At 38.5% G+C, this 23,241-nt stretch carries 16 protein-coding genes and 5 pseudogenes; 9 read left to right on the top strand and 12 right to left on the bottom strand.

Annotated elements, in window-relative coordinates; translation table 11 throughout:
- Positions 1-8: 8 nt before the first annotated feature.
- The 7 genes and pseudogenes from Q8G36_RS18175 to Q8G36_RS18205 form a co-directional block, all read right to left on the bottom strand.
- Positions 9-1,013, bottom strand: a complete 1,005-nt coding sequence (locus Q8G36_RS18175; protein ID WP_305162236.1) for an NADP-dependent oxidoreductase — start codon at positions 1,011-1,013, stop codon at positions 9-11.
- Between the two features lie 10 nt (positions 1,014-1,023).
- The gene (locus Q8G36_RS18180; protein ID WP_305162235.1) at positions 1,024-2,037 is read right to left on the bottom strand and encodes an NADP-dependent oxidoreductase; all 1,014 of its coding nucleotides are present in this window, start codon (positions 2,035-2,037) and stop codon (positions 1,024-1,026) included.
- Between the two features lie 421 nt (positions 2,038-2,458).
- Positions 2,459-3,871 (bottom strand): dihydrolipoyl dehydrogenase, encoded by a 1,413-nt coding sequence (gene lpdA / locus Q8G36_RS18185; protein ID WP_305162234.1) that lies wholly within the window; start codon positions 3,869-3,871, stop codon positions 2,459-2,461.
- Positions 3,872-3,913: 42 nt separating this feature from the next.
- A pseudogene (locus tag Q8G36_RS18190) lies at positions 3,914-4,156 on the bottom strand (2-oxo acid dehydrogenase subunit E2); the annotation flags it as partial.
- A 168-nt stretch (positions 4,157-4,324) separates the two neighbouring features.
- The gene (locus tag Q8G36_RS18195) at positions 4,325-5,383 is read right to left on the bottom strand and encodes an alkene reductase (protein WP_305162233.1); all 1,059 of its coding nucleotides are present in this window, start codon (positions 5,381-5,383) and stop codon (positions 4,325-4,327) included.
- A gap of 14 nt (positions 5,384-5,397) precedes the next feature.
- Positions 5,398-6,246 carry an alpha/beta fold hydrolase gene (locus Q8G36_RS18200; RefSeq protein ID WP_305162232.1) on the bottom strand — a complete coding sequence of 283 codons (849 nt, stop codon included), beginning with the start codon at positions 6,244-6,246 and terminating at the stop codon, positions 5,398-5,400.
- A gap of 119 nt (positions 6,247-6,365) precedes the next feature.
- Positions 6,366-6,941, bottom strand: coding sequence for a TetR/AcrR family transcriptional regulator (locus Q8G36_RS18205; RefSeq protein WP_305162231.1), 576 nt, complete (start codon positions 6,939-6,941; stop codon positions 6,366-6,368).
- A 782-nt stretch (positions 6,942-7,723) separates the two neighbouring features.
- Between Q8G36_RS18205 and Q8G36_RS29040 the strand changes: the two are divergent.
- The 4 genes and pseudogenes from Q8G36_RS29040 to Q8G36_RS18220 form a co-directional block, all read left to right on the top strand.
- A pseudogene (locus Q8G36_RS29040) lies at positions 7,724-8,165 on the top strand (ATP-binding protein); the annotation flags it as partial.
- A 230-nt stretch (positions 8,166-8,395) separates the two neighbouring features.
- Positions 8,396-9,375: pseudogene (locus Q8G36_RS18210) on the top strand (glutaminase).
- A gap of 93 nt (positions 9,376-9,468) precedes the next feature.
- Positions 9,469-10,905 carry an alanine/glycine:cation symporter family protein gene (locus Q8G36_RS18215; protein WP_305162230.1) on the top strand — a complete coding sequence of 479 codons (1,437 nt, stop codon included), beginning with the start codon at positions 9,469-9,471 and terminating at the stop codon, positions 10,903-10,905.
- 432 nt (positions 10,906-11,337) lie between these two features.
- Positions 11,338-12,761 (top strand): annotated as a pseudogene (locus Q8G36_RS18220) (IS4 family transposase); the annotation flags it as partial.
- Between the two features lie 294 nt (positions 12,762-13,055).
- On the opposite strand, the gene Q8G36_RS18225 reads toward Q8G36_RS18220, so the two are convergent.
- The 3 genes from Q8G36_RS18225 to Q8G36_RS18235 are packed head-to-tail and all read right to left on the bottom strand — an operon-like array spanning position 13,056 to position 14,121.
- Complete coding sequence (locus tag Q8G36_RS18225) at positions 13,056-13,400, bottom strand: DUF1048 domain-containing protein (RefSeq protein ID WP_251437809.1); 345 nt, start codon at positions 13,398-13,400, stop codon at positions 13,056-13,058.
- 18 nt (positions 13,401-13,418) lie between these two features.
- Positions 13,419-13,796, bottom strand: coding sequence for a DUF1048 domain-containing protein (locus Q8G36_RS18230; protein ID WP_305162229.1), 378 nt, complete (start codon positions 13,794-13,796; stop codon positions 13,419-13,421).
- Between the two features lies 1 nt (position 13,797).
- Entirely contained in the window at positions 13,798-14,121 is a 324-nt protein-coding gene (locus tag Q8G36_RS18235; RefSeq protein ID WP_305162228.1) for a PadR family transcriptional regulator, read from the bottom strand.
- 402 nt (positions 14,122-14,523) lie between these two features.
- Between Q8G36_RS18235 and Q8G36_RS18240 the strand changes: the two genes are divergently transcribed.
- From Q8G36_RS18240 to Q8G36_RS18250, 3 genes are all read left to right on the top strand, one after another.
- Complete coding sequence (locus tag Q8G36_RS18240; protein WP_305162227.1) at positions 14,524-15,681, top strand: cation:proton antiporter; 1,158 nt, start codon at positions 14,524-14,526, stop codon at positions 15,679-15,681.
- 177 nt (positions 15,682-15,858) lie between these two features.
- Positions 15,859-16,515, top strand: coding sequence for a potassium channel family protein (locus tag Q8G36_RS18245; protein ID WP_137019625.1), 657 nt, complete (start codon positions 15,859-15,861; stop codon positions 16,513-16,515).
- A 169-nt stretch (positions 16,516-16,684) separates the two neighbouring features.
- Positions 16,685-18,049 carry a TrkH family potassium uptake protein gene (locus Q8G36_RS18250; RefSeq protein ID WP_137024035.1) on the top strand — a complete coding sequence of 455 codons (1,365 nt, stop codon included), beginning with the start codon at positions 16,685-16,687 and terminating at the stop codon, positions 18,047-18,049.
- Between the two features lie 88 nt (positions 18,050-18,137).
- Here the strand turns inward: Q8G36_RS18250 and Q8G36_RS18255 are convergent, their stop codons facing one another.
- Positions 18,138-18,653 (bottom strand): DinB family protein, encoded by a 516-nt coding sequence (locus Q8G36_RS18255; RefSeq protein ID WP_305162226.1) that lies wholly within the window; start codon positions 18,651-18,653, stop codon positions 18,138-18,140.
- 695 nt (positions 18,654-19,348) lie between these two features.
- On the opposite strand from Q8G36_RS18255, the pseudogene Q8G36_RS18260 reads away from it, so the two are divergent.
- Together Q8G36_RS18260 and Q8G36_RS18265 are read left to right on the top strand one after the other, a co-directional pair.
- A pseudogene (locus tag Q8G36_RS18260) lies at positions 19,349-19,492 on the top strand (NAD(P)-dependent oxidoreductase); the annotation flags it as partial.
- Between the two features lie 150 nt (positions 19,493-19,642).
- Positions 19,643-20,518 (top strand): SMP-30/gluconolactonase/LRE family protein, encoded by an 876-nt coding sequence (locus Q8G36_RS18265; protein ID WP_305162225.1) that lies wholly within the window; start codon positions 19,643-19,645, stop codon positions 20,516-20,518.
- Positions 20,519-21,332: 814 nt separating this feature from the next.
- On the opposite strand, the gene Q8G36_RS18270 is transcribed toward Q8G36_RS18265, so the two are convergent.
- Complete coding sequence (locus Q8G36_RS18270; protein ID WP_305162224.1) at positions 21,333-22,913, bottom strand: PhoX family protein; 1,581 nt, start codon at positions 22,911-22,913, stop codon at positions 21,333-21,335.
- Between the last annotated feature and the right edge of the window lie 328 nt (positions 22,914-23,241).

The raw sequence follows: 23,241 nt of genomic DNA on the forward strand, positions 1-23,241 counted from the left end.
GATGTTTCTCACTCTTGTATAGTCATAAGAATCTTTCCTTGAGCTTTCCCTTTTGCGATTTTGGCAATAGCTTCGTTCACTTGCCGAAAAGCAAATGTCGAATCAATGGTTGGTTTGATGCCCGCTTCATCAATCCACTGGGTGATGTTTTTTAGTTGTTTGCCATTTGGCTGAACATATAAGAAATCATACGTTTTCTTTTGAAGATGTGCCGCTATATCAAACGGCATTCCGATCACACCGAAAAGAAGCCTCTGCAACGTTGAAAATCCGCCATGCTGAATTGCAAAACGTGCATTTGGACCAGCATTTAATGACAATAATTTTCCGCCAGGTTTTAAAACACGCAATTCTTTCCTGAACTCACTTGCACCACGGGTATCAATTACGTAATCGAAATCTTTCAGCACCTCAACATAATCTTGCTTCTGATAGTCGATGAATTGGTCAGCTCCAACGGATAGCGCTAAATGACGAGATGATTCACTACCACTGACAGCTACAAAAAGCTTCTTTGATCTCGCAAACGGAATGGCAATCTGCCCAAATCCGCCTGTTCCACCAGGAATGAACAGTTTTGAGCCAGGTTTCACGTTCAGTACATCGAATGCTTGAACAACTGTCAGAGCCGATAATGGAATGGCAGCCCCTTCTTCAAAAGTAAGATGTTTTGGCATTTTCGCAACGATATTTGCATTAGCAACAACATATTCTGCAAAGGCACCCATTGTATCTAGTGGCATTAACGCATATACTCTGTCGCCCTTTTTAAAGTCTGTCACCGCTTCGCCAACCGATTCAATCACACCTGAAAGTTCATTTCCGAGTGTCAACGGAAAATCATAGTGGTCAAAAATGCGCACCTTTCCGGTAATCGCCAATATAAGATGTGGGTCAACGCCCGCCACATTTGTTTTGATTAACACTTGATGTTTGTTTATTCTTGGAATAGGCACATCGTTGATGTGAGCTTCTAGCTTTTTCGAGTAGCTTTTTATTTGGACTGCCTTCATCATGTTCCCCTTAAAAATTAATAATCACTTTCCCTTTTGGTCGTCCATTTGCGACTAGTTCTAGCGCTTCATTTACGTTGTCTATGGTAAATAGTGTTGGATGAATTGCTGGAACAATGTTATTTTCTTCAATGATTTTGGTAATCTCTTTGAGTTGTGCGCCGTCAGAACGAACGAAGATAAAATGGTATTCCACGTCGTGTTTCTTGGCTTTGTGGTCATACTTTGCGCCAGCAATGGAAAATAGCTTTTGTTTCCACAATGGAAAGTTTCTGTTTTTTCCAAAACGTTTATTTGGTCCTGTACGGAGAGAGAGCAATCTTCCGCCCGGTTTGATGATACTCAATTCATTGTCAAATTCTTTAGGACCCAGTGTATCCATCACGTAATCCACATTCGCCAACAAGTCAACATAGTTTTCTGTTGTATATTCCAAATATTGGTCTGCACCAATTTCCAAAGTGCGTTCGCGCGCTTCTGAGTTGCCACTAACAATGACATTTAGACCCATTGCCTTTGCGATTGGGACAGCCGTTTGACCAAAGCTACCCGATCCACCTGGAATGAAAACAGATTTACCAGACTGTGCTTCAAGTTCTTCATGTAGACCTTGATACGCTGTGAGTCCAGTCAGTGCTACAGCAGCGGCTTCCACGTAGGACAAGTTTTTTGGCATGGGTGCAATTGCGGCAGCGTCAATTGCGGCATATTCCGCAAAAGCACCAATTTTTTTCAGCGGAAGACGTGTATAGATGGCATCTCCTACGTGAAAGTCTGTCACATTTTTTCCGACTTTTTCGATAACGCCTGTCAATTCATTACCAAGCGTTAATGGGAATTCATAATCTTGAATCAGTTTCACGCTACCTGTGATAATTAACATTTCCAGCGGATTGACCGCCGCAGCTTTGACCTTTACCAGGACTTCGTTGTCATCGATTTCTGGAATTGGAATGTCATTGACTTGGGCATGGATATTTTTTGAGTACTTGGTGATCTGAGCTGCTTTCATGAGTGTTTTCATTTTTTCATCAGCATCCTTCCGTTGAGTTACATTTATTAGGTTTCTTTACCTTATTTTTATTATTTTCACTGTCTACTTGCCATAATCGAATTGAGCTAATTCTTTTACAAGGTAGTGATAAACTTCAGGACCTTGTTCACCTTCTTCAATCCGACCAAGATGTGATCCTGGTGAAATACGGAAGCTAACTTTTTAGAACTTATTCATGCCGAGGAAAGCAATAAGCAACTTATTATTCAAAATGCGTATAACAAGTAATGGTTGGGAGTTCTTATTGAACTCCCGTTAATTTAATAAGAATAAAGTGATTTTACGACTGATACCATATTTTAGTTATTCACGAAAAGGGCGCTTTTCTGGAGTAAAGATTGCATAGTTTACTTCTGCTAGAATTGATTGGTTCAGTACATAATCCAATCAATTATTTAATGATATGAATTGGGGTTCCAAGTGCCACTTCGGCAGCTTCCATTGTCATTTCTCCAAGTGTTGGATGGGCATGGATTGTCATAGCGATGTCTTCTGCAGTCAATCCTGTTTCAACAGCCAAACCTAACTCCGAAATGAGATCTGATGCATTTGCTCCGACAACTTGCGCCCCGATAACAAGTCCATCTTCTTTACGAGTTACAAGCTTAACGAACCCCTCTGTGCTGTCAAGTGACAAGGCACGTCCATTTCCCGCATATGGGAATTTCGCAGCTACTACTTCAATACCTTCATCTTTTGCTTGTTGTTCAGTATAACCTACAGTTGCAAGCTCAGGGTCTGAAAATACGACTGCTGGAATGCCTATATAATCAATTTCAGATGGATGTCCGGCAATCGCTTCAGCAGCAATTTTTGCTTCATAGAATGCCTTATGTGCCAATTGTGGACCTGGAACAACATCACCGATTGCATAAATATTAGGAACATTCGTGCGGCATTGCTTATCGATTTCAATAAGTCCACGGTCTGTCATTTTTACGCCGGCTTGTTCAAGACCTATTTCATCCGTATTCGGGCGGCGTCCGACCATAACAAACACATAATCAGCGTCTATTTTCTTTTCTTCGCCTTTTACCTCAAAGGTTACAGTGACGCCATTTTCTGTTTCTTCTACACCTTTTGCCATTGCTTTGGTATAGAATTCTACACCTTTTTTCTTCATACTCTTCTTAACAACGGCTGACATTTGTTTTTCAAAACCTACGCCTAAAATTTCATCTGCACCCTCTAAAATCGTTACTTGGGTACCAAAGTTTGCATAGGCACCGCCAAGTTCGATTCCGATAACACCGCCGCCAATAACAACGATTTTTTCAGGAATTTCATTTAAGCTGAGGGCACCAGTCGAATTTAGAACGCGTTTTGAATATTTAAATGTAGGCAACTCGATTGAACGCGATCCTGTTGCAATAATTGCATGTTTAAAGGTGTATGTTTGAGCATTTTTTTCGCCCATTACGCGTAATGAATTACTGCCTACAAAGAATGCTTCACCACGTACAATCTCAACTTTATTTCCTTTTAATAGTCCTTCGACACCGCCAGTTAACTTTTTCACTACACTAGCTTTCCACTCTTGTACTTTTGAAAAATCAACCTTTACATTCTCTGCTGTAATCCCATATGCATCCGAATGCTTAGCTGTTTCATAGCGGTGACCAGCGGCAATTAATGCCTTTGAAGGAATACAGCCGACATTACAACATACACCGCCCAAATATTCCTTTTCAACAATTGTTACTTTTTGTCCCAGCTGGGCAGCACGAATTGCTGCTACATAACCCCCAGGACCTGCACCGATGACTATAGTATCTGTTTCAATTGGGAAATCTCCGACAACCATTACTTACGCCTCCATTAACAATAGTTTTGGGTCGTTTAATAATCACTTAATATGATTCATTCATTGCATTCTGCTGTAGCTCCGTCGATCTATTCTGTAGTCGAAGCTTAATAAAAGAGCAAGTACAGACGCTTCTACAATTTCACCATCTCGAACAATTGGTTTTTCAGCAATACGGCCAACCCCAAGAATAGCTACTTCAGGATGGTTAATAACAGGTGTATCCCATTCTCCGCCGGCTGAACAAATGTTTGAAGTCGTACATGATGCACCCTTCATTTCATTTTGGGCATAGGGAAGTCTAAAAAATTCGGTTTTTTACCGTAGTTTTCATTTGCTAAAGCTTTCATTACAATCCTCCACATTTTTATTTAACGCACATGTATCTTTTCATAACGAACCTAAGAACAAAGATTATGAATATCCCTAGATGGGATATTCATATTAAATAAATTATTTTAAGAAAGGATAATCTGTATAACCTTCTTTTCCTCCTACATAGAGCGTGTTTTTATCAGGTTCGTTTAGGGGAGCACCCGATTGAATCCGTTCTACAAAGTCTGGATTAGCTAGTACCCAAGTGCCTACTGTGACAACATCTGCAAGATGATTATCTACATCAGACGAAAGTTGATCTAGAGGACGACCTGGACGGTTAACAAGAAGTGATTGATCCCAAAGTTGACGCACATCTTTTAGGAATTGCTCGTTTCCAAAGTGCATTAAATGCAGATATGCAAGGTTAAGCTTATTTAATTCACTTATTAAATAGCGATACATCTCAAGGCTATTTTCCCCCTCATCAATGCCTTGCAGTGTTCCTTGAGGAGAAAAACGGATGCCTGTTCTTTCTGCTCCTATTTCATCAACAACTGCTTTAGCTACTTCAATAGCGAATCGAGAACGACCCTCAATCGTACCACCGTATGCATCTTGACGATGATTGGAGTTTTCACTAAGGAATTGTTGGATCAGATAACCATTCGCTCCGTGAATTTCAACTCCGTCTGCACCAGCTTCAATTGCCGAACGTGCTGCTAAACGAAACTCATTGATAACATCCTTTATCTCAAGCTCACTCAATTCTCTTGGTGTTGGAATTTCTTTCATTCCTTCTGCCGTGAAAATTTCTACACCAGGTGCAATAGCTGACGGTGCAACTGCTTGGCGGTGGTGAGGTGTGTTATCAGGGTGTGATACACGTCCCACATGCATAAGCTGAACAAAAATATGACCGCCTTCACTATGAACTTTAGAAGTTACTTTTTTCCACCCTTTAATATGATTTTCTGTATAAATACCAGGTGTATTAGTGTAACCTTGCCCATCATCTGAAGGTTGGGTTCCTTCGCTTATAATTAAACCGACTGAAGCACGCTGACCATAGTACTCTGCTACTAAATCGCTCGGCGTACCATCTGGTAAAGCTCTACTTCTAGTCATCGGAGCCATACCTATACGATTTTTTAAGTCAATGTTTCCGATACGAACTTTTTCAAATAATCTGCTCATATGAATACACCTTTTTAATAAGAATTAGAATCAAGAAATAAATTTACGTGTTCTGCAAATAGTTCTGGAAATTGAAACAGATGCCCGTGACCAGAATCAGGATATATAATCAGCTGTGCTTTGGGTAATTTCTCTGTTAAGATATAACTGTTTTTAGTCGGTACCATCACATCATTAACACCATTAGTAACAAGTACAGGGTGTTTGATGTTTTGTAACCATCCATAATCAAGATTAGATTTTTGTTTAGCCCATTTTGCAATGGCTTGTAATTGTGCCTCTTTTACTTGTTCTGAACTGTTTACTTTTTTCTGATTAAAAATTCTTTGTAGTGAAGCCATTCCTGCAGATTTACTTGTTTCGGTTTGTTCGTAGAAAAAGAACATAAAATCATTTATTCCATCTTCTTCCGTTCCGCCGTGACGATTCATTCTTTCAAAAATCTCTGGATTTGGATTAATACCAGATTCAGGCGAAGTACCTGCCATAATAATTTTTCTTACTAAATCTCCTTCTTGTAAAGCTAGCTCTTGTGCAACCATGCCACCAATGGAAAAACCAAGAATGTCAACTTGTTCTAATCCAAGAGCTTTTATAAATGTTGCTGTATCTTTTGCCATATCAGTAATTGTAGTAGGCGTTAGTCCATCGGTCTCACCAACCCCTTTATTGTCAAATAAGATTACTGGGCGGGTATTTGCAATAGGTTCAAGCATGTTTGGATCCCAGTTTTCCATCGTTCCTCTAAAGTGAACAAGAAATACTACTGGTATACCATCTTGTGTACCAAATTTTCTATATGCGTAACGAGTTCCATCTGCTTCAATAAATTCTGATTCTGTTGGTATTTTAAAGTTTGTCATTTTTGTGTTCCTCCTTAGAAATTAAAAAACGATTTTATAAGTATGCATAGTATGCATTATGATGGTTTGTTTCATGCTAATTTTAGAATGAGCGTTCTAAAAAGGGTAAAAAAAGAAAGCTAGTCCAACACTGAAAGTGCTAAAGTGATGATGCCTTCTAATTCTTTTTTACTATAATTAGTTTTTATTAGTACTCTTATACCTACCAAATTGTTGTGTAAGAAACGAGATGTGTTATCAGAATCGATTTCTTTTGATAGCTCTCCACTAGTTTGGCCCCGTTTTATAAGGTTATTAAACATATCTTCAGTACGGTTAAACATTTTTGTAACTATGCGTCCAATTTCTTTGTCCAACAAAGATAATTCAATGGCTGCATTTACTGATAGACAACCTTTTGGGTATTGTTCAATGGAATTCAGTATGAACATAAAAACATCACGTATCGCCTGTTTAATGGATGAAGTGCTGCTAATTATGCTTTCCATCTCATTGACGATGAGCTCTTCATAGTGATTAAGGGAAGCTAAAAACAATGAACGCTTGTCACCAAATGTGTCATATATACTCCTGCGGTGTATCCCCATATGATCCACCAAATCTTGCATGGATGTTTTTTCATAACCCTGTTCCCAGAAAAGCTCCATTGCTTTTCTTAATACTGCTTTTTCGTCAAACTCTTTACTTCTGGCCATTTTATTTCTCCTTAAAAAAATCCATGAACCAATACTAACAAAAACAAACGTCATAATCTATTATAGAATGAACGTTCTAAAATAAACACATGAATTTCAAACCATGATTAAATAATACCCTTTTTAGAACGATTAGTAAAGAATTATAACTAACCAATAATCCCCAACACATTTGCTGCATATCACAGTTATCCATTAACTTTCACTTAGGGGTACCGCCACATGCCCATCAAGCCAAGAAAATAGGTCACCCCCAAAACGATAAATTGAGCTTATAAGTTACAAGAAAATCCAAAATTTCGTTCTGGGGGTACTACAAAACTTTAACTTGATGGGTATGGGGTAACATCAGGAAAATGCGGATTTATAACGTAAAGCGAAATTCCAATATAAAAAGCGCAATTTCCCAATTTTAATGCTGAGAAATTGTACTTTTTTCATTACTACATAATCGCACCCGTTAGCTGAATAAGGATTACTGTACTTTCTTTTCTAATACAGCAAGTTTCTTAAATTTTTTATCATAACTTTGACGTTGAATAAGATTAGTTAACCAAAATTTTGCCCGTTCGATGTCCTCATTTATTATAAATGCTTCAATGGCTTGTTTAAAATTGTTATGGTATTTAAAATTCTCATTTATCATTAGTTCAAGGCCTTGATGGTAGCAATCTGAAGTTCATTTATATTCCTTTATTTTTGAATATAAAATCCCCAAATAAATAAAACTACTTGATTTCTCTTCTTTACTGAAATTTGGTTGTTTAATGGCTAAATTCAATATATCTGTTGTCGGATTTCGTATTCTAATAGACGTGATTGCACAGAATAATTTTGATTGGACACCTTCTTTTCAAGCCCATTTTTCTAGTTTTTTCTTTTATTTTACGTTTTCTTGTATTTTTTATGTGGCAAAAGTCAACCGTTTTTACAACCGGCCTTTGATTATCGGATTGATTGGCATTACCATTGAAATTTTGTCCGAACTTGGTGGAGTTAATCGCGCAATATATTGTATTGGGAACAACAATTACGTTAGCGGCACTAAACGGAATGATCATTATCGCGATTTCTCACAGCTTTATTGTTCTCTGCTTTTTCAATATGATAAAACTGTATGAAGCACAGTCGAGGGAACGACAAATTAGAAAACAGAATGAACATATGTTGATGCTCATTTCCAATTTATATGAGGAAGCGGTTCTTTTTAAAAAAACGCTGCAAAAAAAATGCCCGTATTTTTTGTAGTTTTTCGTCTGATTCTGTAGTTCGAATTATATCATTATCAATAACAGGTATGGAAGCGCTTTCAAATAGTTGAAAACGTAGAAATCCATAGACAGTATGCAAAGCGACACGAAAAGTTTTCTGGAGTATGTCCGGATATCTCTTTTGCGATCCTTCCACCGAAATAAAACTATAGAAAGCGAGGTTAAACCTTGATGGTTCAAAGGATGATACAAGAGGAAAAACGTCAATTACGCGACCTGCAGATGGATTGCCTGGATGAATGGGTCACGCATTACCGTTCCTTTAGCGGTGAAGGACAATGTGCAGCCTATATTCCTGCGCTGGAAAAAGCAAATCCCTTTGACTTAGGCATTTGCATCATAGGGCCTGGTGGAACGGTAATAAAATCTGGCGATTGGCACGTCTCTTTTACTTTGTAAAGCATCTCAAAAGTGATCAGCTTTATGGCTGCCTGTCTGGGCCGTGGTATTTCTTATGTATTAGAACGAGTAGATGTTGAACCGACAGGAGACCCCTTTAACTCGATTATTCGTTTAGAAATGCATAAACCAGGGAAGCCATTTAACCCGATGATCAACGCTGGAGCGATTACGGTAGCTTCCCTTCTTCCTGGGGAGTCACCACAAAATAAAGTAGAATCTCTATGCACAATAATAGAAAGCATTGTGGAAAAACGGCCAACGATTAATGAAGCCGTTTTCCAATCTGAGTGGCAAACGGCTCATCGAAATAGAGCGTTAGCCTACTATCTAAAAGAGACGGGCTTTTTAGAAGTAGAGGTTGAGGAAGCCTTAGAGATTTATCTGAAGCAATTGCGATCGAGGTAAATGCAGAAGACATCTCGATGATTGGGTTAATTCTTGCTCATGATGGATACCATCCTCTCCGCAATGAACAAATTATTCCGAAAGAAGTAGCTAGATTAACGACAAGTTTAATGCTCACGTGTGGAATGTATAATGCTTCTGGCAAATTTGCCGCTTTTGTCGGAATACCAGCAAAGAGTGGTGTATCTGGAGGTATTATGGCGCTCGTACCCCCAAAGAGCCGGCAAGAAGTACCTTTTCCAAATGGATGTGGTATCGGTATTTATGGACCGGCTATTGATGAATATGGAAATAGCCATGCAGGTGTAATGTTACTAAGGAACATTTCGGAAAAATGGGATTTAAGTATTTTCTAAAAGAATTATGGCAAACACTTCAAGGATCTTTTGCCTCATTTTTGGCATTTGAAATAGATTGATACATTTATTGATGTATAGGAGGATTGTAAAATGAAGGAATTTATCAACTGGCTTACAACAGACTTTAGTAATTTTCTTTGGAGTTATGTACTCATTATTATGCTTATTGGTATCGGGCTTTACTTCACATTCAGGACAAAGTTTGTCCAATTCCGCATGATCGGTGAAATGTTCCGCCTGTTAGGGGAGGGAGCAGCATCTTCTTCTGAAAAGAAAGGTGTCTCATCATTTCAGGCATTCTGTATAAGCACAGCTTCCCGTGTAGGTACGGGCAACCTGGCAGGTGTAGCTCTGGCGATTACAGTCGGTGGGCCGGGCTCTGTTTTCTGGATGTGGTTAATTGCCCTTATCGGTTCTGCATCCGCTTTCGTAGAAGCGACACTGGCGCAAATTTATAAAGTTAGGGATAAAGATACAAATATATTCCGGGGCGGACCGGCTTATTATATGGAAAAAGCATTGAAAGCCCGCTGGATGGGTGTTCTCTTTGCAATTATCATCACCATAACATTCGGTCTTGCGTTTAACTCTGTACAAGCGAATACGATAACGAGCGCTTTTAACAATGCATTTGGATTCGATCCGGTAATGACAGGCCTTATCATTACTGCTGTAACTGCGGTTATTATCTTTGGCGGTATTAAACGAATTGCGAAATTTGCCGAATGGGTGGTCCCACCTATGGCTGGTATGTACATCCTTATTGCAATCTATATCGTTGCAAAAAATTTCGGGGAACTTCCTACCGTGTTCTCACTTATTTTCAGCAATGCGTTTGGTTTAAATGAAGCTGTCGGCGGAGGACTTGGAGCCGCAATGATGTATGGGATAAAACGAGGTCTTTTCTCTAACGAAGCTGGTATGGGTAGTGCGCCAAACGCTGCAGCAACTGCAGATGTGAGCCACCCTGTTAAGCAAGGGCTTATCCAGGCACTTGGCGTGTTCGTCGATACACTTGTGATTTGCAGCTGTACAGCATTTATTATTTTATTGTCAGGCGTTTATAAATCATCCGAATCTGACGGTATCATCCTTACACAGTCAGCGCTAAGTTCTGAAATGGGATCCTGGGCCACTATTTTTGTCGCCATTATCATTTTGCTGTTTGCGTTCAGCTCTATTGTCGGCAACTACTACTATGGTGAATCGAACATTGAATTTATTAGTAAAAATAAAACTTGGTTAGTTATTTACCGTATCGCAGTAATTGGCATGGTTATGTTTGGCTCATTAGCCCAGCTTGCAACCGTTTGGAGCTTAGCCGACGTATTCATGGGCATTATGGCCATCATTAACTTGATTGCGATTGTGTTACTTGGCAAGATTGCTTTTGCCGCATTGGGTGATTACATGAAACAGAAGAAAGCAGGCAGAAACCCTGTCTTTCACGTTTCTAACATTCCTGGTCTAAAGAATGTAGAATGCTGGGGAGCCGATGAAAAACAATCTTTAAAGAAGGATGCGTAAAAAACAACTAAGACATTCTTATGGAAGTTAGAAGAGTGGTAAAGTTAGATGGTAAAATTGTTAAGGGAACCAATTCTAACTGGATATTATATACTTTTAAATAATGTAATTCTTTACAGGATATTTTTGTGGGGCAACCTTTGGAAGTATTAATGAGTTGCCCCGATTATTCAAACTTCATTTTTTAGGTGATAACAAATTGACCACTGACCACAAGATGACCACACACTTAAGTAATTTATATGAATTTAGTGCACTTTAATATAAGAATAAATTCTCATATGTATAGGCTCTATAAACATAATCCTCATACTTCTTAATGGTTTGATTAGTGAAATTAGGGGTCCTACCACATGCCCATCAAACTAATTTTAACAATACCTTTAAAAATGAAAAAACGCTATGCTTATCGTAAGAAGTTTACGAGAAAGGATGGTGTTTTTTTTGAACCCTATCATTTCCAGTGAACTGACACTTTTTGCATAAGAATTACAACGTTTTTTATCCTCAATAGTCCTACAAGAAACGGCCAAACAGGTGGGCTTTGTACAGCGATCTAGTAAGTATCAAGCAGTTGAACTCATCGCCCTTTGCGTTTGGCTCAGCCAAGAAGTCGCTAGTACTTCTCTTACACCCGTTTAGAGGCTTCGACGGGTGTACTAATAAGCCCAGAAGGGCTAAATCAACGCTTTAATCCAGCAACTGTCGCATTCCTCCGAGAAGTCTTTACTTCACTCCTAAAACAAAAACTCTGTTTAAATCAATCACTTTTTTCAGACACGATTTCTGTTTTCGAACGTATTCGAATTTTAGATGCGACTGTATTTCAGCTACCTGATTCCTTCGCCACAAATTATCAAGGCTCTGGAGGAAGTAGTAATACTGCAGGGGTGAAAATCCAATTGGAATACGATTTATTAAGTGGCCTATTTTTAAACGTACAGCTAGGACCAGGAAAGAACAATGATAAAACATACGGCTGCCTTCGAACTGTTGAGAAAGGCGATTTATGTTTACGTGATCTTGGTTACTTTGATTTGAGACTTACAAGCCATTCATGTTAAAGAGGCTTATTATATCTCTCGGTTGAAGCTAAACACACGTATTTATATCAAGAACCCCCACCCAGAATTCTTCAACAATGGCATTATAAAAAAACAAACCGAATACATCCAGGTTGATATGACACAAATGATGTCTAGTCTAACCCCTAGTGAAACGCTGGAAATACCCGAGGCATACATTGGACAAAATCAGAAGCTCCAAGCACGTGTTATTATCCATCGGCTAACCGACGATCAAACGCAAAAACGCAAACACGCCTAAAAAAACAAGCAATACGAGAAAAGAAGAAAGGCAATGTCATGAAGGATAAAAGTAAGCAATTGATGGGCATGAACGTCTATATTACGAACACATCTCCAGAAGAAGTCCCCACTGATTATGTCCATTCCCTCTATTCCCTGCGTTGGCAGATTGAGATTTTATTTAAAACATGGAAGTCATTTTTTGAAATCGATGAATGCAAAACAATCAAAAAAGAACGCCTTGAGTGCCATTTATATGGCCAACTCATTGGCATTCTTCTCTGTTCTTCTACCATGTTTCAAATGCGACAGTTAATTCATGAAAAGAAAAAGAAGGAATTGAGTGAATACAAAGCAATTTATATGATTAAAGATTACTTCCCGTTCCTGTTTCAAGCGATGGCGTTTGGCACAGAAGAACTTTTGAAAATTCTGCATCGCCTTTTTCATCTGCTCAAAAAGAATGGTCGAAAATGTCATCGGTATAAGAAAAAGACCGTATTTGATATTCTTGGGGTTGTATATGAAACGACGGTGAAGCATAGACAAGCTGTGCCTAGCAAAAAAATCACTTTTCTAAAGGCTTTTTTGATGCCAACTTTTCTATTACTCGGTAGTTTTAAAACAAGGATCATCTTATATCTAGTAATTTATATTATTAGCTTGATGGGTATGCGGCAGGACCCCTATATATAAAGCTGAGGGCGCGTGCTCACAGCGCAGTAGCGCCTGCAATTGTTTATATATATAGTCTGACAGATAATCAGTTATACTACTTACTTGTTCAAAATATAACTGAACAATCTGTTTTCAAAAAGGCTACTCAGTTGGGTTGTTCAATGCTTATTTTTTCTTACCCACACGATTCAGAATGCTTTTGTTCAAATTATTGCGTAACTTATCATCCCATCTTTTCGCTTGGTCGGTAAGTCCATTGGCGAATGCTATCACGTCTTCACCTGTCACTTCCAATACGTCTTTGCCATCTGCCGCACCAGCTTCAAACAAATCAATGAGATCGTACTGGATTCTCAGCATATCCATACCACTTCCAGAGGCGAAACCCCACATATAGTTACAGATTTTTTTATAGGCTTCTGGGTAGTCGCCTGGCAAAGCTTCCACACGCGCCATCATTTCTTTGTATTCTTTTTTGTCGTCAAGTATCTTTTTGATGAAATTTACCATGGTATTTAACCTCCTACCTTATTTTTTATTCGTCCATATTTTTACTTGCTCTTCAACTCTACTCTCAATTTCTTTTTTCAAATCTACTTGCCCTCCTAATATATTCACCGATTCTCCATCTAGTTTTGAGAGAGCCATCAATTCGTCGGCAAATGCCGCCACGTCTTCACCGGTAACATCTAGCACATGCTTGCCTTCTGCTGCACTAGCTTCAAACAGTTCATACAAATTGATGATTTCTTCACCAAATCCATATCCGAAATTCCACATGTACTTTTGAATCTTTTTGAACACAAAGGCGTAATCTTTCGGTAGGGAATTTACTTTTTTCATAAATGCTTTGTATTCCTTCTTGCTTTCTAAATTGCCAATGATTAGCTCTATAAATTTCTTCATATCATTTCTCCCCCTTTAGGATTTTAATTTTTAATGAAACAAAATTCCATTTTTCCCAAAAGTGTTCGAGTTCCTTGTGTCCTGCATTATTTAATGAATAAAATTTGCGAGGAGGACCCATTTCAGAACGCTTTTTCTCGATATTCACTAATTCTTTCTTTTCCAATCGCACCAAAATGGTGTAGACCGTACCCTCAACAACCTCTGTAAAGCCCATTTCATTGAGGCGGCGGGTAATCTCGTAGCCGTAAGTATCTCCCCTGCTGATAATTTCCAGCACACAACCTTCCAACACACCTTTGAGCATTTCTGTTAAATTTTCCATAGCATACACCTCCTAAGCTAATAAGTTATATAGATATTCAGTATTGCTGAGTACCGGTATATTGTAATGCTATGTAGCAAAGGTGTCAAGTGTGCATTAAAAAAATTATAAATTTAAAAAGATACAAAAGGATTTGCTGTAAATGCGGAGTAAGAAAAGGTATTCGTGAGCATTACTATTTAACTGAGGGAGTTCATTAAGAAAGTTTTATTTAGTACTTTTGGATCTATCCCGCAACAATTTTTTCTTGGCCAACCATCCTGCATTCTTGCGGTATTTCTTGGGTACATTACTCATGAATATGAGTATTGATAACGCTATAAAATTATACGGCCGTCATTGGTTGTAATATGCATCATTTGAAGGGAGAATAAGTATCTGATTACATACTGGATCATTTTATTGGCTATCGCGGTAGGGATTGTTTTTATCGCAGAAAAAATGAAACAACCGTATCCTACATTTCTTGTTATTGTTGGATTGATAATAGGGATCCTACCTATTCCCGGCTTGTCTGAGGTCAAGAGTTATGCTGCAACTGATTCTGTATTCCAAACTACAGTCATTATAATCTTTTTATCAGCTCTATTAGGAGATGCAGCGCTTAAACTTCCAATTGATGAACTAAATCGGAGTAAGAAACCTATCCTATTATTATCATTTGTTGGAACATTTTTGACGTTTTTAATCGTTTCTTTTCTGATGTACTTTCTACTGAACCTTTCTCTACAACAAGCACTAATCTTCGGAGCATTGATGGCTGCCACCGATCCTGTTTCAGTCCTTAGTATTTTCAAGGCTATGGACTTGAATAAACGGTTATCCATTATTGTCGAAGGAGAAAGTTTAGCGAATGACGGAGTAGCCGTTGTATTATTTAAAATTGCACTTGTGACCACTGTTTTAAGTCTAACAGGCACTTTTGAGGCTTCTATTGAGTTCGTAAAAGTAGTCATTGGAGGTATCCTTATCGGTGGAGTATGCGGATTTATTGCTTCCCTTATTACATCCAAAATCGACAATTATTTGGTGGAAATCGGACTTTCCATGGTTCTCTTTTACGGTGCTTTTGATCTGGGGGAACATTTTCATGTTTCAGGTGTGATTGGAGTCGTGACAGCTGGCTTAATCCTCGGGACATATGGGAAAAATATCGGTATGTCTGACCTGACACATGAGAAAATGGATTCCTTTTGGGAAATTGTTGCCTTCCTCTCGAATGCACTCATTTTCTTATTGGTGGGGTTAGAAGTCAGTAGTATTAATTTTCTAGATAAAGGATGGTTAATTATTGGGAGTATTTTAATCGTACTCTTGGCTCGATTTATTGCCGTATATATCAGTCTTGCTTTTGATAAAAACATCCCTACTTCCTGGAAGCATGTAATTGCCTGGGGAGGATTAAAAGGTTCTCTTTCTATTGCTCTTATATTAAGTGTTACACCGGGGTTTGAAGGGCGAGAATTGCTTTTAGCAATGACATTTAGCAATGTTGTATTTTCTCTATTAGTTCAGGGAACGACACTAAAAAAAGTAGTCGCTTTTGTCGGCGTGAGATAAAAATTTCCCCCTATTCGTCGCGAACTCATTATTTTCAAGATGTTTGAGGGAAATTAGGACTTTTAACAGTTACATTCAGTTGCATTTGGAATTACTATGAGGTATTAACCGGATGCTATCCGTCAACAAAAAGGAAAAGTAATGATTGGGTAATCTTGTGTAGGGAGTGAGATAAAAGTGGCAAAAAAACAGTATGCAGTAATTGGTTTAGGAAGATTTGGTACTAGTGTAGCTCGAAGATTACAAGAGGCCGGACAGGATGTTTTAGGAATTGATGTTAATGAAGAACGAGTAGAAGATGCTGGATTATACGTCACTCATGCAGTCGTGGCGGATACAACAGAAGAGCAAACACTTAAAGATGTCGGAATTCGTAATTTTGATTGTGTAATCGTAGCAATTGGGAGCGATATGCAGTCCAGTATTTTAACCGTTTTACTTCTTAAGGAGCTGGGTGTAAAAAAAGTAATCGCGAAAGCTCTAGGTAAGCAACATGGACAGGTTTTAGACAAAGTAGGGGCCGATTGGATTATCTATCCTGAAAGAGATATGGGAGAACGTGTTGCAAATCAGCTCTTATCACCAAATTTGTTGAATTATATTGAACTGTCAAAAGAGTACAATATAGAGGAAATAGTGATCCCTTCAAGAATGGCTGAAAAAAGTCTGCGGGAACTTGATATTCGTGCTAAATATAATATCAGTGCCATTGCCATCTTAAGAGGAGCAGATATTATCATATCCCCATCTCCAGATCAGATTATTCTTAAAGGAGATTTATTAGTGTTGATTGGGGACAAAGAGGATCTAGCCAGATTTTCAAGTATAGAATAACAGTTGTCCTGCTGAAAACATTAAGATTTTGTTGTCAGTAGGCTACAAGGGTTATATATCCTTTCTATTATATCTTTACTTAACCCTACCTCTTTAATACAAGTTCAAGTGCCAAGGGATAAATTAAATTAGATTGGACGATATAATTCCTTAGAAAATGGAGATGACTATGTTACATACAAGTAAAAAACACCGTCGGTTTAACATTATTAAACTTCACCCAGCACACATTCTATTGTTTGGTTTTTCAGGGTTAATTTTTATTGGAACGTGTTTATTAATGATCCCTGCGGCTACTAAAGACAGGCATCATCTTAGTTTAATTGACGCCCTTTTTGAAGCTACTTCTGCTGTTTGTGTAACGGGATTAGCAGTTGTGGATACTGGTACCACTTTTACATTGTTTGGACAGATTGTTTTGCTTATTCTTATTCAATTGGGTGGCTGGGGGTTTATGACCAGTAGTATACTGATGTTTATTATCTTAGGGAAAAAGATTGGCTTGAAACAAAGGTTATTGCTTCAAGAGTCTTTGAATACGTTTACCGTACAAGGGGTAATCAAACTAGTTCAACGAATTATTATCATTACTTTAATTGTTGAAACCATAGGTGCTGTTGCTCTCGCCATTCGCTGGTCACAGGAAATGAGTTGGGGAAAATCAGTTTATTATGGAATATTTCATTCTATCTCGGCTTTTAACAACGCAGGATTCGGCTTAGAACCTGATAGCTTGAGTAAGTGGGTAGGGGACCCAACTATAAATCTTACTATTACTTTGTTGTTTATGCTTGGGGGAATCGGATTTTTTGTAATCACAGATATATATGGACAGAAAAATTCAAAAATAAAAAGGTTATCTCTACACACCAAAATTACGTTATTATTTACCTTACTGATAAATGTGGTAAGTACCTTTATCATTTTTGGCTTAGAATTCAATAATTCTGCTACATTAGGAACGTTAGATATGGTGGATAAATGGTGGGCTGCTTACTTTCAAGGTGTTGTCCCCCGTACGGCTGGCTTTAATACAGTCGATATAAGCCAACTGACATTAAGTTCTCAAGTATATATGATGGGATTAATGTTTATAGGGGCAGCTTCAGGATCAACAGGGGGCGGAATAAAAGTAACAACATTTGCTTTGTTACTTTTTGCCCTATGGTCAGTCATAACCAATAAGGAAGATATAAGTGTTTTTGAACGAAGAATTCCAAAATCTCAGGTTTTTAGAGCTTTATCAATTGCTGTTTCAGGGGTAATATTTATTTTTATAATCTTCTTTTTACTCACGATAACAGAAAAAGGGGCTGACATGTCCAAGATATTATTTGAAACGGTCTCTGCTTTTGGTACAGTTGGATTAAGTGCTGGTTTTACTGGGGAACTGAGCCCAATCGGTCGTATTTTGGTTACAATTATGATGTTGGTGGGTAGGATTGGACCTCTGACAATGGCGTTTGCAATTGCTATTCATTCAAATGATAAATCAAAAATTCGTTATGCAGAAGAAAAAATCTTAATTGGATAAATGTTAATCAAAAGAGCATATAATTATGCTCTCTTTTTTGTGACTTCTTCCACTAACCTGCCCCGTTTGTGAAATTGGCAAAGGCAGTCTAATTGTCGAATAGTCCTCTTCCTCTCAGGTTTGCGGAAACAGGCTCCTTTCCTATTTCACGTGCCCATATAGATAACTGGCCAATATGGTGGATTTCGTGGACAATGACATGACGTATGATCTCTCCGTGTTTACATTCAATGACTCGGCGCCTGATTGGTGCGTCTCTAGAGCTAATCGGTTTTTCATTGAAATCAGTTTCTGAAAGTTTCCGAGAATCCATTTCATTTGTCCAAGATGTCACAAATGGCTTCACTTTCTCATGGTATTGAGCTGAAAGATTTTTCACTTTTTGTAAGCTTGCATAATCCTCAAACAATGGCTCCTCAGGCACTGGTTCACCTCGCAAACCTAAGATCCACATATATTCCACATCTACAATGTGAAACAGGGTATGTAGGAAACTGCCGAACCCACCGACCCGTTTCTTTAATAGTTCTTCATCCGGTATGTCTTCGCACCATGTAAACCAATCATCACGAACTTGCCAGTTATATTGAAACAGTTTCAACATCACAACAACCTCCATCTTTTATAGATTTAATATTTAATTTTCACCAAAAGACTTCAACAACCTTTTTTTAGATAATAACTCTAAAAAAACCTGTTTAAATCCTCCATAAACTGGCCCAATTGTTGAACAACTCCATATGCACTCTTGAACTATCCTGCCACTTAGTTCATTAAGAAATCATTTCGGTTCATCTTTTTTATAAGCGGTTAAACTCTTTTCAAACCCGGTACGACTTTTTTATAAACAGTAAAACTTTCTTTCAAATCGACAAATAACGCATGAGATAATCTCCTTACATCCTATATGTGGAGTTTTTTTATGACAAAACAACTTATAAAGAAAGAATGGGAAACCCACATCCTAGGGTTTATCAAGGTAAACATGCAACCTTACTGCGGTACCTACATAGTATCTAAGGTATAACTACTTCGTTCATTAATCAGTATCTATTCCTTTATTGTTACCGTGTTAAATGTCGCCATAAATGTGGAACCTAACAATAAGTCCTAATAAATGAAGAATTAAATGCACTCTCCGAGGTAAATGAAAAAAATTAGCCAGTCGTCATTAATTAATTAAATTAAAGATTACTGGAACAATTAGACTTGAAGTTTCGTACAAGCATTTATTCCTTTTTTTATGGCAAAAGTAGCTCTCCCTTATTTACAAAGCGACAGCACAATCATTAACACGACATCTTCGGATCGACACATCCACCCTACATGAAGCGAGCAGGTTAGCCGTTTGTAATCGCCACGAGCTACGTCTTTTTAGCTTCTGATGACACAAGCCATATGTTAGGGCAAATCTTGCATCAAAATGGTGGATCGATGGTTTAAGTTCATAATATTTGAATCTCTTAAATCGCATGTAACTTTATATTGTCGCTTTCATCAATACTCTAAGAAATAAACGAAACTCCTTGATAGATAAGGAGTAATTTGTAGAATAACCAAAGGTTAAAATTCAGTCTTTAAGGGAGGAAAAAAATGCATTCAATTCAATTGGTTCTGGATGTAAAAGCTGAACTCGGTGAGGGACCGAGTTGGGATTCACGTAGAAAAGTGTTGTATTGGGTAGATATTACAAGGCAAAAGCTGCATTTGTATAATCCAACGAAGAAGACTCATACGATCTTTGATACCGGGCAGTATATCGGTTCAGTTGTTCCTAGAAAATCGGGTGGTATTGTAATGACACTAAAACATGGTTTTTATGCCTACGAATTCGAAACAAAGAATATAACATTTATTGGTGCTGTCGAGTTAGATAAGCCGAATAACCGATTCAATGATGGAAAATGCGATGCGGCTGGACGTTTCTGGGCGGGTACTATGGGACATGACTCGACGCCGAATGTCGGGGCTCTTTACTGCCTGGATACTGATTGGAGCATCAAAAAGGTGTTGGAGAATGTCAGCATTTCGAATGGTATAGCCTGGAGTCCAGACAATTCGACAATGTACTATATCGATTCGCTGACAAATAAAGTGATGGCTTACGACTATGATTTAGTAACCGCAACAATTAGTAATCCGCGGGTTGCCGTCTCAATTCCCAATAGCTTCGTCTTCCCTGACGGCATGACATCGGATGAAGAAGGAATGATTTGGGTCGCGATATGGAACGGTAGTGCTGTAACAAGGTGGAATCCGAAAACAGGGAAGCTTCTTGAAACCGTGAATGTTCCTGCAACACGCACGACTTCTTGTGTATTTGGCGGTGATAATTTACACGAACTCTATATTACCTCCGCCCGAATCGGTTTAGAAGAGAAAATATTGGCGAAGGAACCTTATGCTGGCGGATTATTTGTTGTGAATACCAAAGTAAGAGGCCTTCCAACATATGCCTTTGGAGGGTAGATAAATAATTATAGGGGAAATTTTACTTAAGAAGGAGATTATGTGTGGAACCTAAATCAAAACGAATTTCAATAATTTAAGGCCATTACGAGACAAAAACCGTTTAAATAAGGTTGGAAAATCTTTGTCTCGTCTTCCCCATCCAACAAGTTCTCTTAATTCAGGTATTTCATGATTAGATATTGGCATGTTTATTATGACTTTATAATTCATTTAGTTCCCCTTTTCCTCATCTAAATTAGAATTCAAGGTACTAATTCCTATAGAATGAAGTCTAATTCCTTGGTGAACTAAAGTGTCCCGATAGTGCCATAAAAAAAAGCTGCCTCAGCAACCTTCCTTATTGAAGTAAAGTTCCCTTTAGTTGAAGAAGCAAAAACAGCTGTTGTTGTATGCACAATCTGTAAAAAATACACTTAGATTACACTTTCATTTCATAAAAGCACGAGCCTGTTCGTTTAGTTATTAAAATCAAGTATAAAGATTTACCGTATTGTTTCATTGCTCGTATCGATTCCCCTCAAACGACTTTAACATTTCCTACCTAATATATAATTTCATTTCCCATATACACTGGATTGACTTAACGTTGAAAATAATAAAAGCTGACCTAACATGCAGGTCAGCCTTTTGCACTTGGATCGATACTTTTGGGAAAGTACCTCTTTTTATAGTTATACCTTTATCGTTAAAAAATTACGAACGACTTGTAAATTCGTTTAAAGTTTGCTTTCTAGATTAATCTTGTTATTTAGTGGATGTACTTATGGTGTAAGCACAAACTAAGTTTTATCATCTTAAATAACATCCTTATTTATTGCCTGGTAATTGCCACTACGGATGGTCTCGGAATATCGCCAAAAGGCCACCGGCTGGTCGGATTATTAACATCCTCACTCTCTTCCCCTGGGTGCTGAACAGACATAAAAAGTGTTTCACCATCTGGAGCCAGCCATGTGCCGGTTAATTCCGCCTGTACTGGCGCGGAGGCAAATTGCATAGCCTTTCCCCGATTCGGTCCCTCCGTTGGAATCATGTATAAGCCGTTGTTTCCGAATGGTTTGTAAGCTCCTTGATTAGTCTTATCAGAAGAGATATCTGTACAGACCCATAAGTTCCCTGATTGGTCAAACATCAAGTTATCTGGACAGGCAAAACCGCTTTGCGGCCCTCCGGATATAAAGATTTCATAAACAAAAGAGGTACTCTCATGGTTATTGTTTTCCTCGACAAGGCGATATATCTGTCCGTAATAGTTTCCGTGCTTTGTATTATTTGTGAACGCAATAAACACAGAGCCGTCCAGCGGATGAATTTCAACATCCTCTGGACGATCAAGGGGAGTTCCGCCCACGAGGTTTGCCGCGTCACGAGTGTTGACAAGCACTTCCCCCTGTGTTTTGTATTTCTCTCTTAATTTAGGTGTTTTATTAAGATCAAGAGGAATCCACTTATTAGCGCCCATATCTGCGACATATAAAGTTCCTTTTTCCAGGAGATGGCTATTCCGTTTCCCTAGCTCAGGTCTATAAACATCATCACTTATAAATTTATACACACACTGGTCATTGGCATCATCACCACTGTAAACGACAACACGACCAGATTTCCCAAGAGTCATTACTGCATTCTCGTGCGAGAACCGGCCGAGCATGGAATGTTTCTTTGGGGTCGATTTAGGATCAAAAGGATCGATTTCAACCACCCACCCGTAATGAGTAGGATTCAAAGCTGGAACTCCCGGAGTTTCGGACCAGTACTGCACAATTCCCTCATAATTCTCCTCTCCAGAAAAAGCTGTATTCCATAGTGTTTTTCCACCCGAACAGTTGGCAAATGTACCTGTAACCTGTGTAACCCCGCCAACTGCTGCATCCCCTTTTGCTGGACCGGTTAAATTGATCGGTGTATTGGCCGTAATTCTTCTATTGAATTGGGAGCCTTTGAAAACTGTCCATTTCCCCTCTGATCCTTTTCGGATGTGAATGACCGATCCGCCAAGGTTGTATTTTTCCACAGCAATTTGCTGCGCTGTCCTTTTGGGGCCGCCTGGCTCTTCCTTATATCCCGTGACAAATATACTCATATCCCCTATATACTCATGATTGACCCAAAGGAGGCCCTCATTTGGGCTGCTTCCGAAATAGCAGGTGAAATCATTATTAAATCCAAAATTTTCACCATTGCCTAAATCCTGTCCCCAGGTTGCCACAATATCGTACTGATACCCTCTAGGAAGAATCAACTGATCCTGAGTCGAAGGTCTGATTGGTCTAAACTGTGAAAACCGTGTCCCATATGGCTGCCTGTATCCTTGTTCCTGGGGCACGTATGGATCCTGCACGTTCCTGTCCCCGGCAGGATACTGATAGTAGGGATAATAGTAATTTGTCAAAACAAAACACCTCTTTCATTAAGATACTTATACATTAGTCCACCTAATGTATATGTGTAATGGAAAGGGAATATGAGGACATGCTTTCTTTTAGACTAATACTTTTATTTTTACAATAGTTTTACATTACATCAGTTTACAGAATGAATTTTATTGAACTACCTTCTATATCATTATCCTATTTCAACTATCCTCCCTCAATAAACTAAACACAATCTCACGATTGCTCTAGAATTCTTAGGATTTCATAGTCATATCATTAACCGTTATCTATGTAAGCTCGGCATTACTCCTCAAGGATAGGGATTTACCGAAAAAAGTGCATGCT

Origin of the sequence: Peribacillus frigoritolerans, from assembly GCF_030676415.1 — a bacterium.
Lineage (GTDB): Bacteria > Bacillota > Bacilli > Bacillales > DSM-1321 > Peribacillus > Peribacillus frigoritolerans_A.

What these genes read in the sequence shown, in the direction of transcription:
- Q8G36_RS18250 (WP_137024035.1), top strand. Translation starts at nt 16,685, where the DNA reads ATGTTACATACAAGTAAAAAACACCGTCGGTTTAACATTATTAAACTT.
- Q8G36_RS18215 (WP_305162230.1), top strand. Translation starts at nt 9,469, where the DNA reads ATGAAGGAATTTATCAACTGGCTTACAACAGACTTTAGTAATTTTCTT.
- Q8G36_RS18225 (WP_251437809.1), bottom strand. Translation starts at nt 13,400, where the DNA reads ATGGTAAATTTCATCAAAAAGATACTTGACGACAAAAAAGAATACAAA.
- lpdA (WP_305162234.1), bottom strand. Translation starts at nt 3,871, where the DNA reads ATGGTTGTCGGAGATTTCCCAATTGAAACAGATACTATAGTCATCGGT.
- Q8G36_RS18205 (WP_305162231.1), bottom strand. Translation starts at nt 6,941, where the DNA reads ATGGCCAGAAGTAAAGAGTTTGACGAAAAAGCAGTATTAAGAAAAGCA.
- Q8G36_RS18235 (WP_305162228.1), bottom strand. Translation starts at nt 14,121, where the DNA reads ATGGAAAATTTAACAGAAATGCTCAAAGGTGTGTTGGAAGGTTGTGTG.
- Q8G36_RS18255 (WP_305162226.1), bottom strand. Translation starts at nt 18,653, where the DNA reads ATGTTGAAACTGTTTCAATATAACTGGCAAGTTCGTGATGATTGGTTT.
- Q8G36_RS18265 (WP_305162225.1), top strand. Translation starts at nt 19,643, where the DNA reads ATGCATTCAATTCAATTGGTTCTGGATGTAAAAGCTGAACTCGGTGAG.
- Q8G36_RS18200 (WP_305162232.1), bottom strand. Translation starts at nt 6,246, where the DNA reads ATGACAAACTTTAAAATACCAACAGAATCAGAATTTATTGAAGCAGAT.
- Q8G36_RS18180 (WP_305162235.1), bottom strand. Translation starts at nt 2,037, where the DNA reads ATGAAAACACTCATGAAAGCAGCTCAGATCACCAAGTACTCAAAAAAT.
- Q8G36_RS18230 (WP_305162229.1), bottom strand. Translation starts at nt 13,796, where the DNA reads ATGAAGAAATTTATAGAGCTAATCATTGGCAATTTAGAAAGCAAGAAG.
- Q8G36_RS18195 (WP_305162233.1), bottom strand. Translation starts at nt 5,383, where the DNA reads ATGAGCAGATTATTTGAAAAAGTTCGTATCGGAAACATTGACTTAAAA.
- Q8G36_RS18175 (WP_305162236.1), bottom strand. Translation starts at nt 1,013, where the DNA reads ATGAAGGCAGTCCAAATAAAAAGCTACTCGAAAAAGCTAGAAGCTCAC.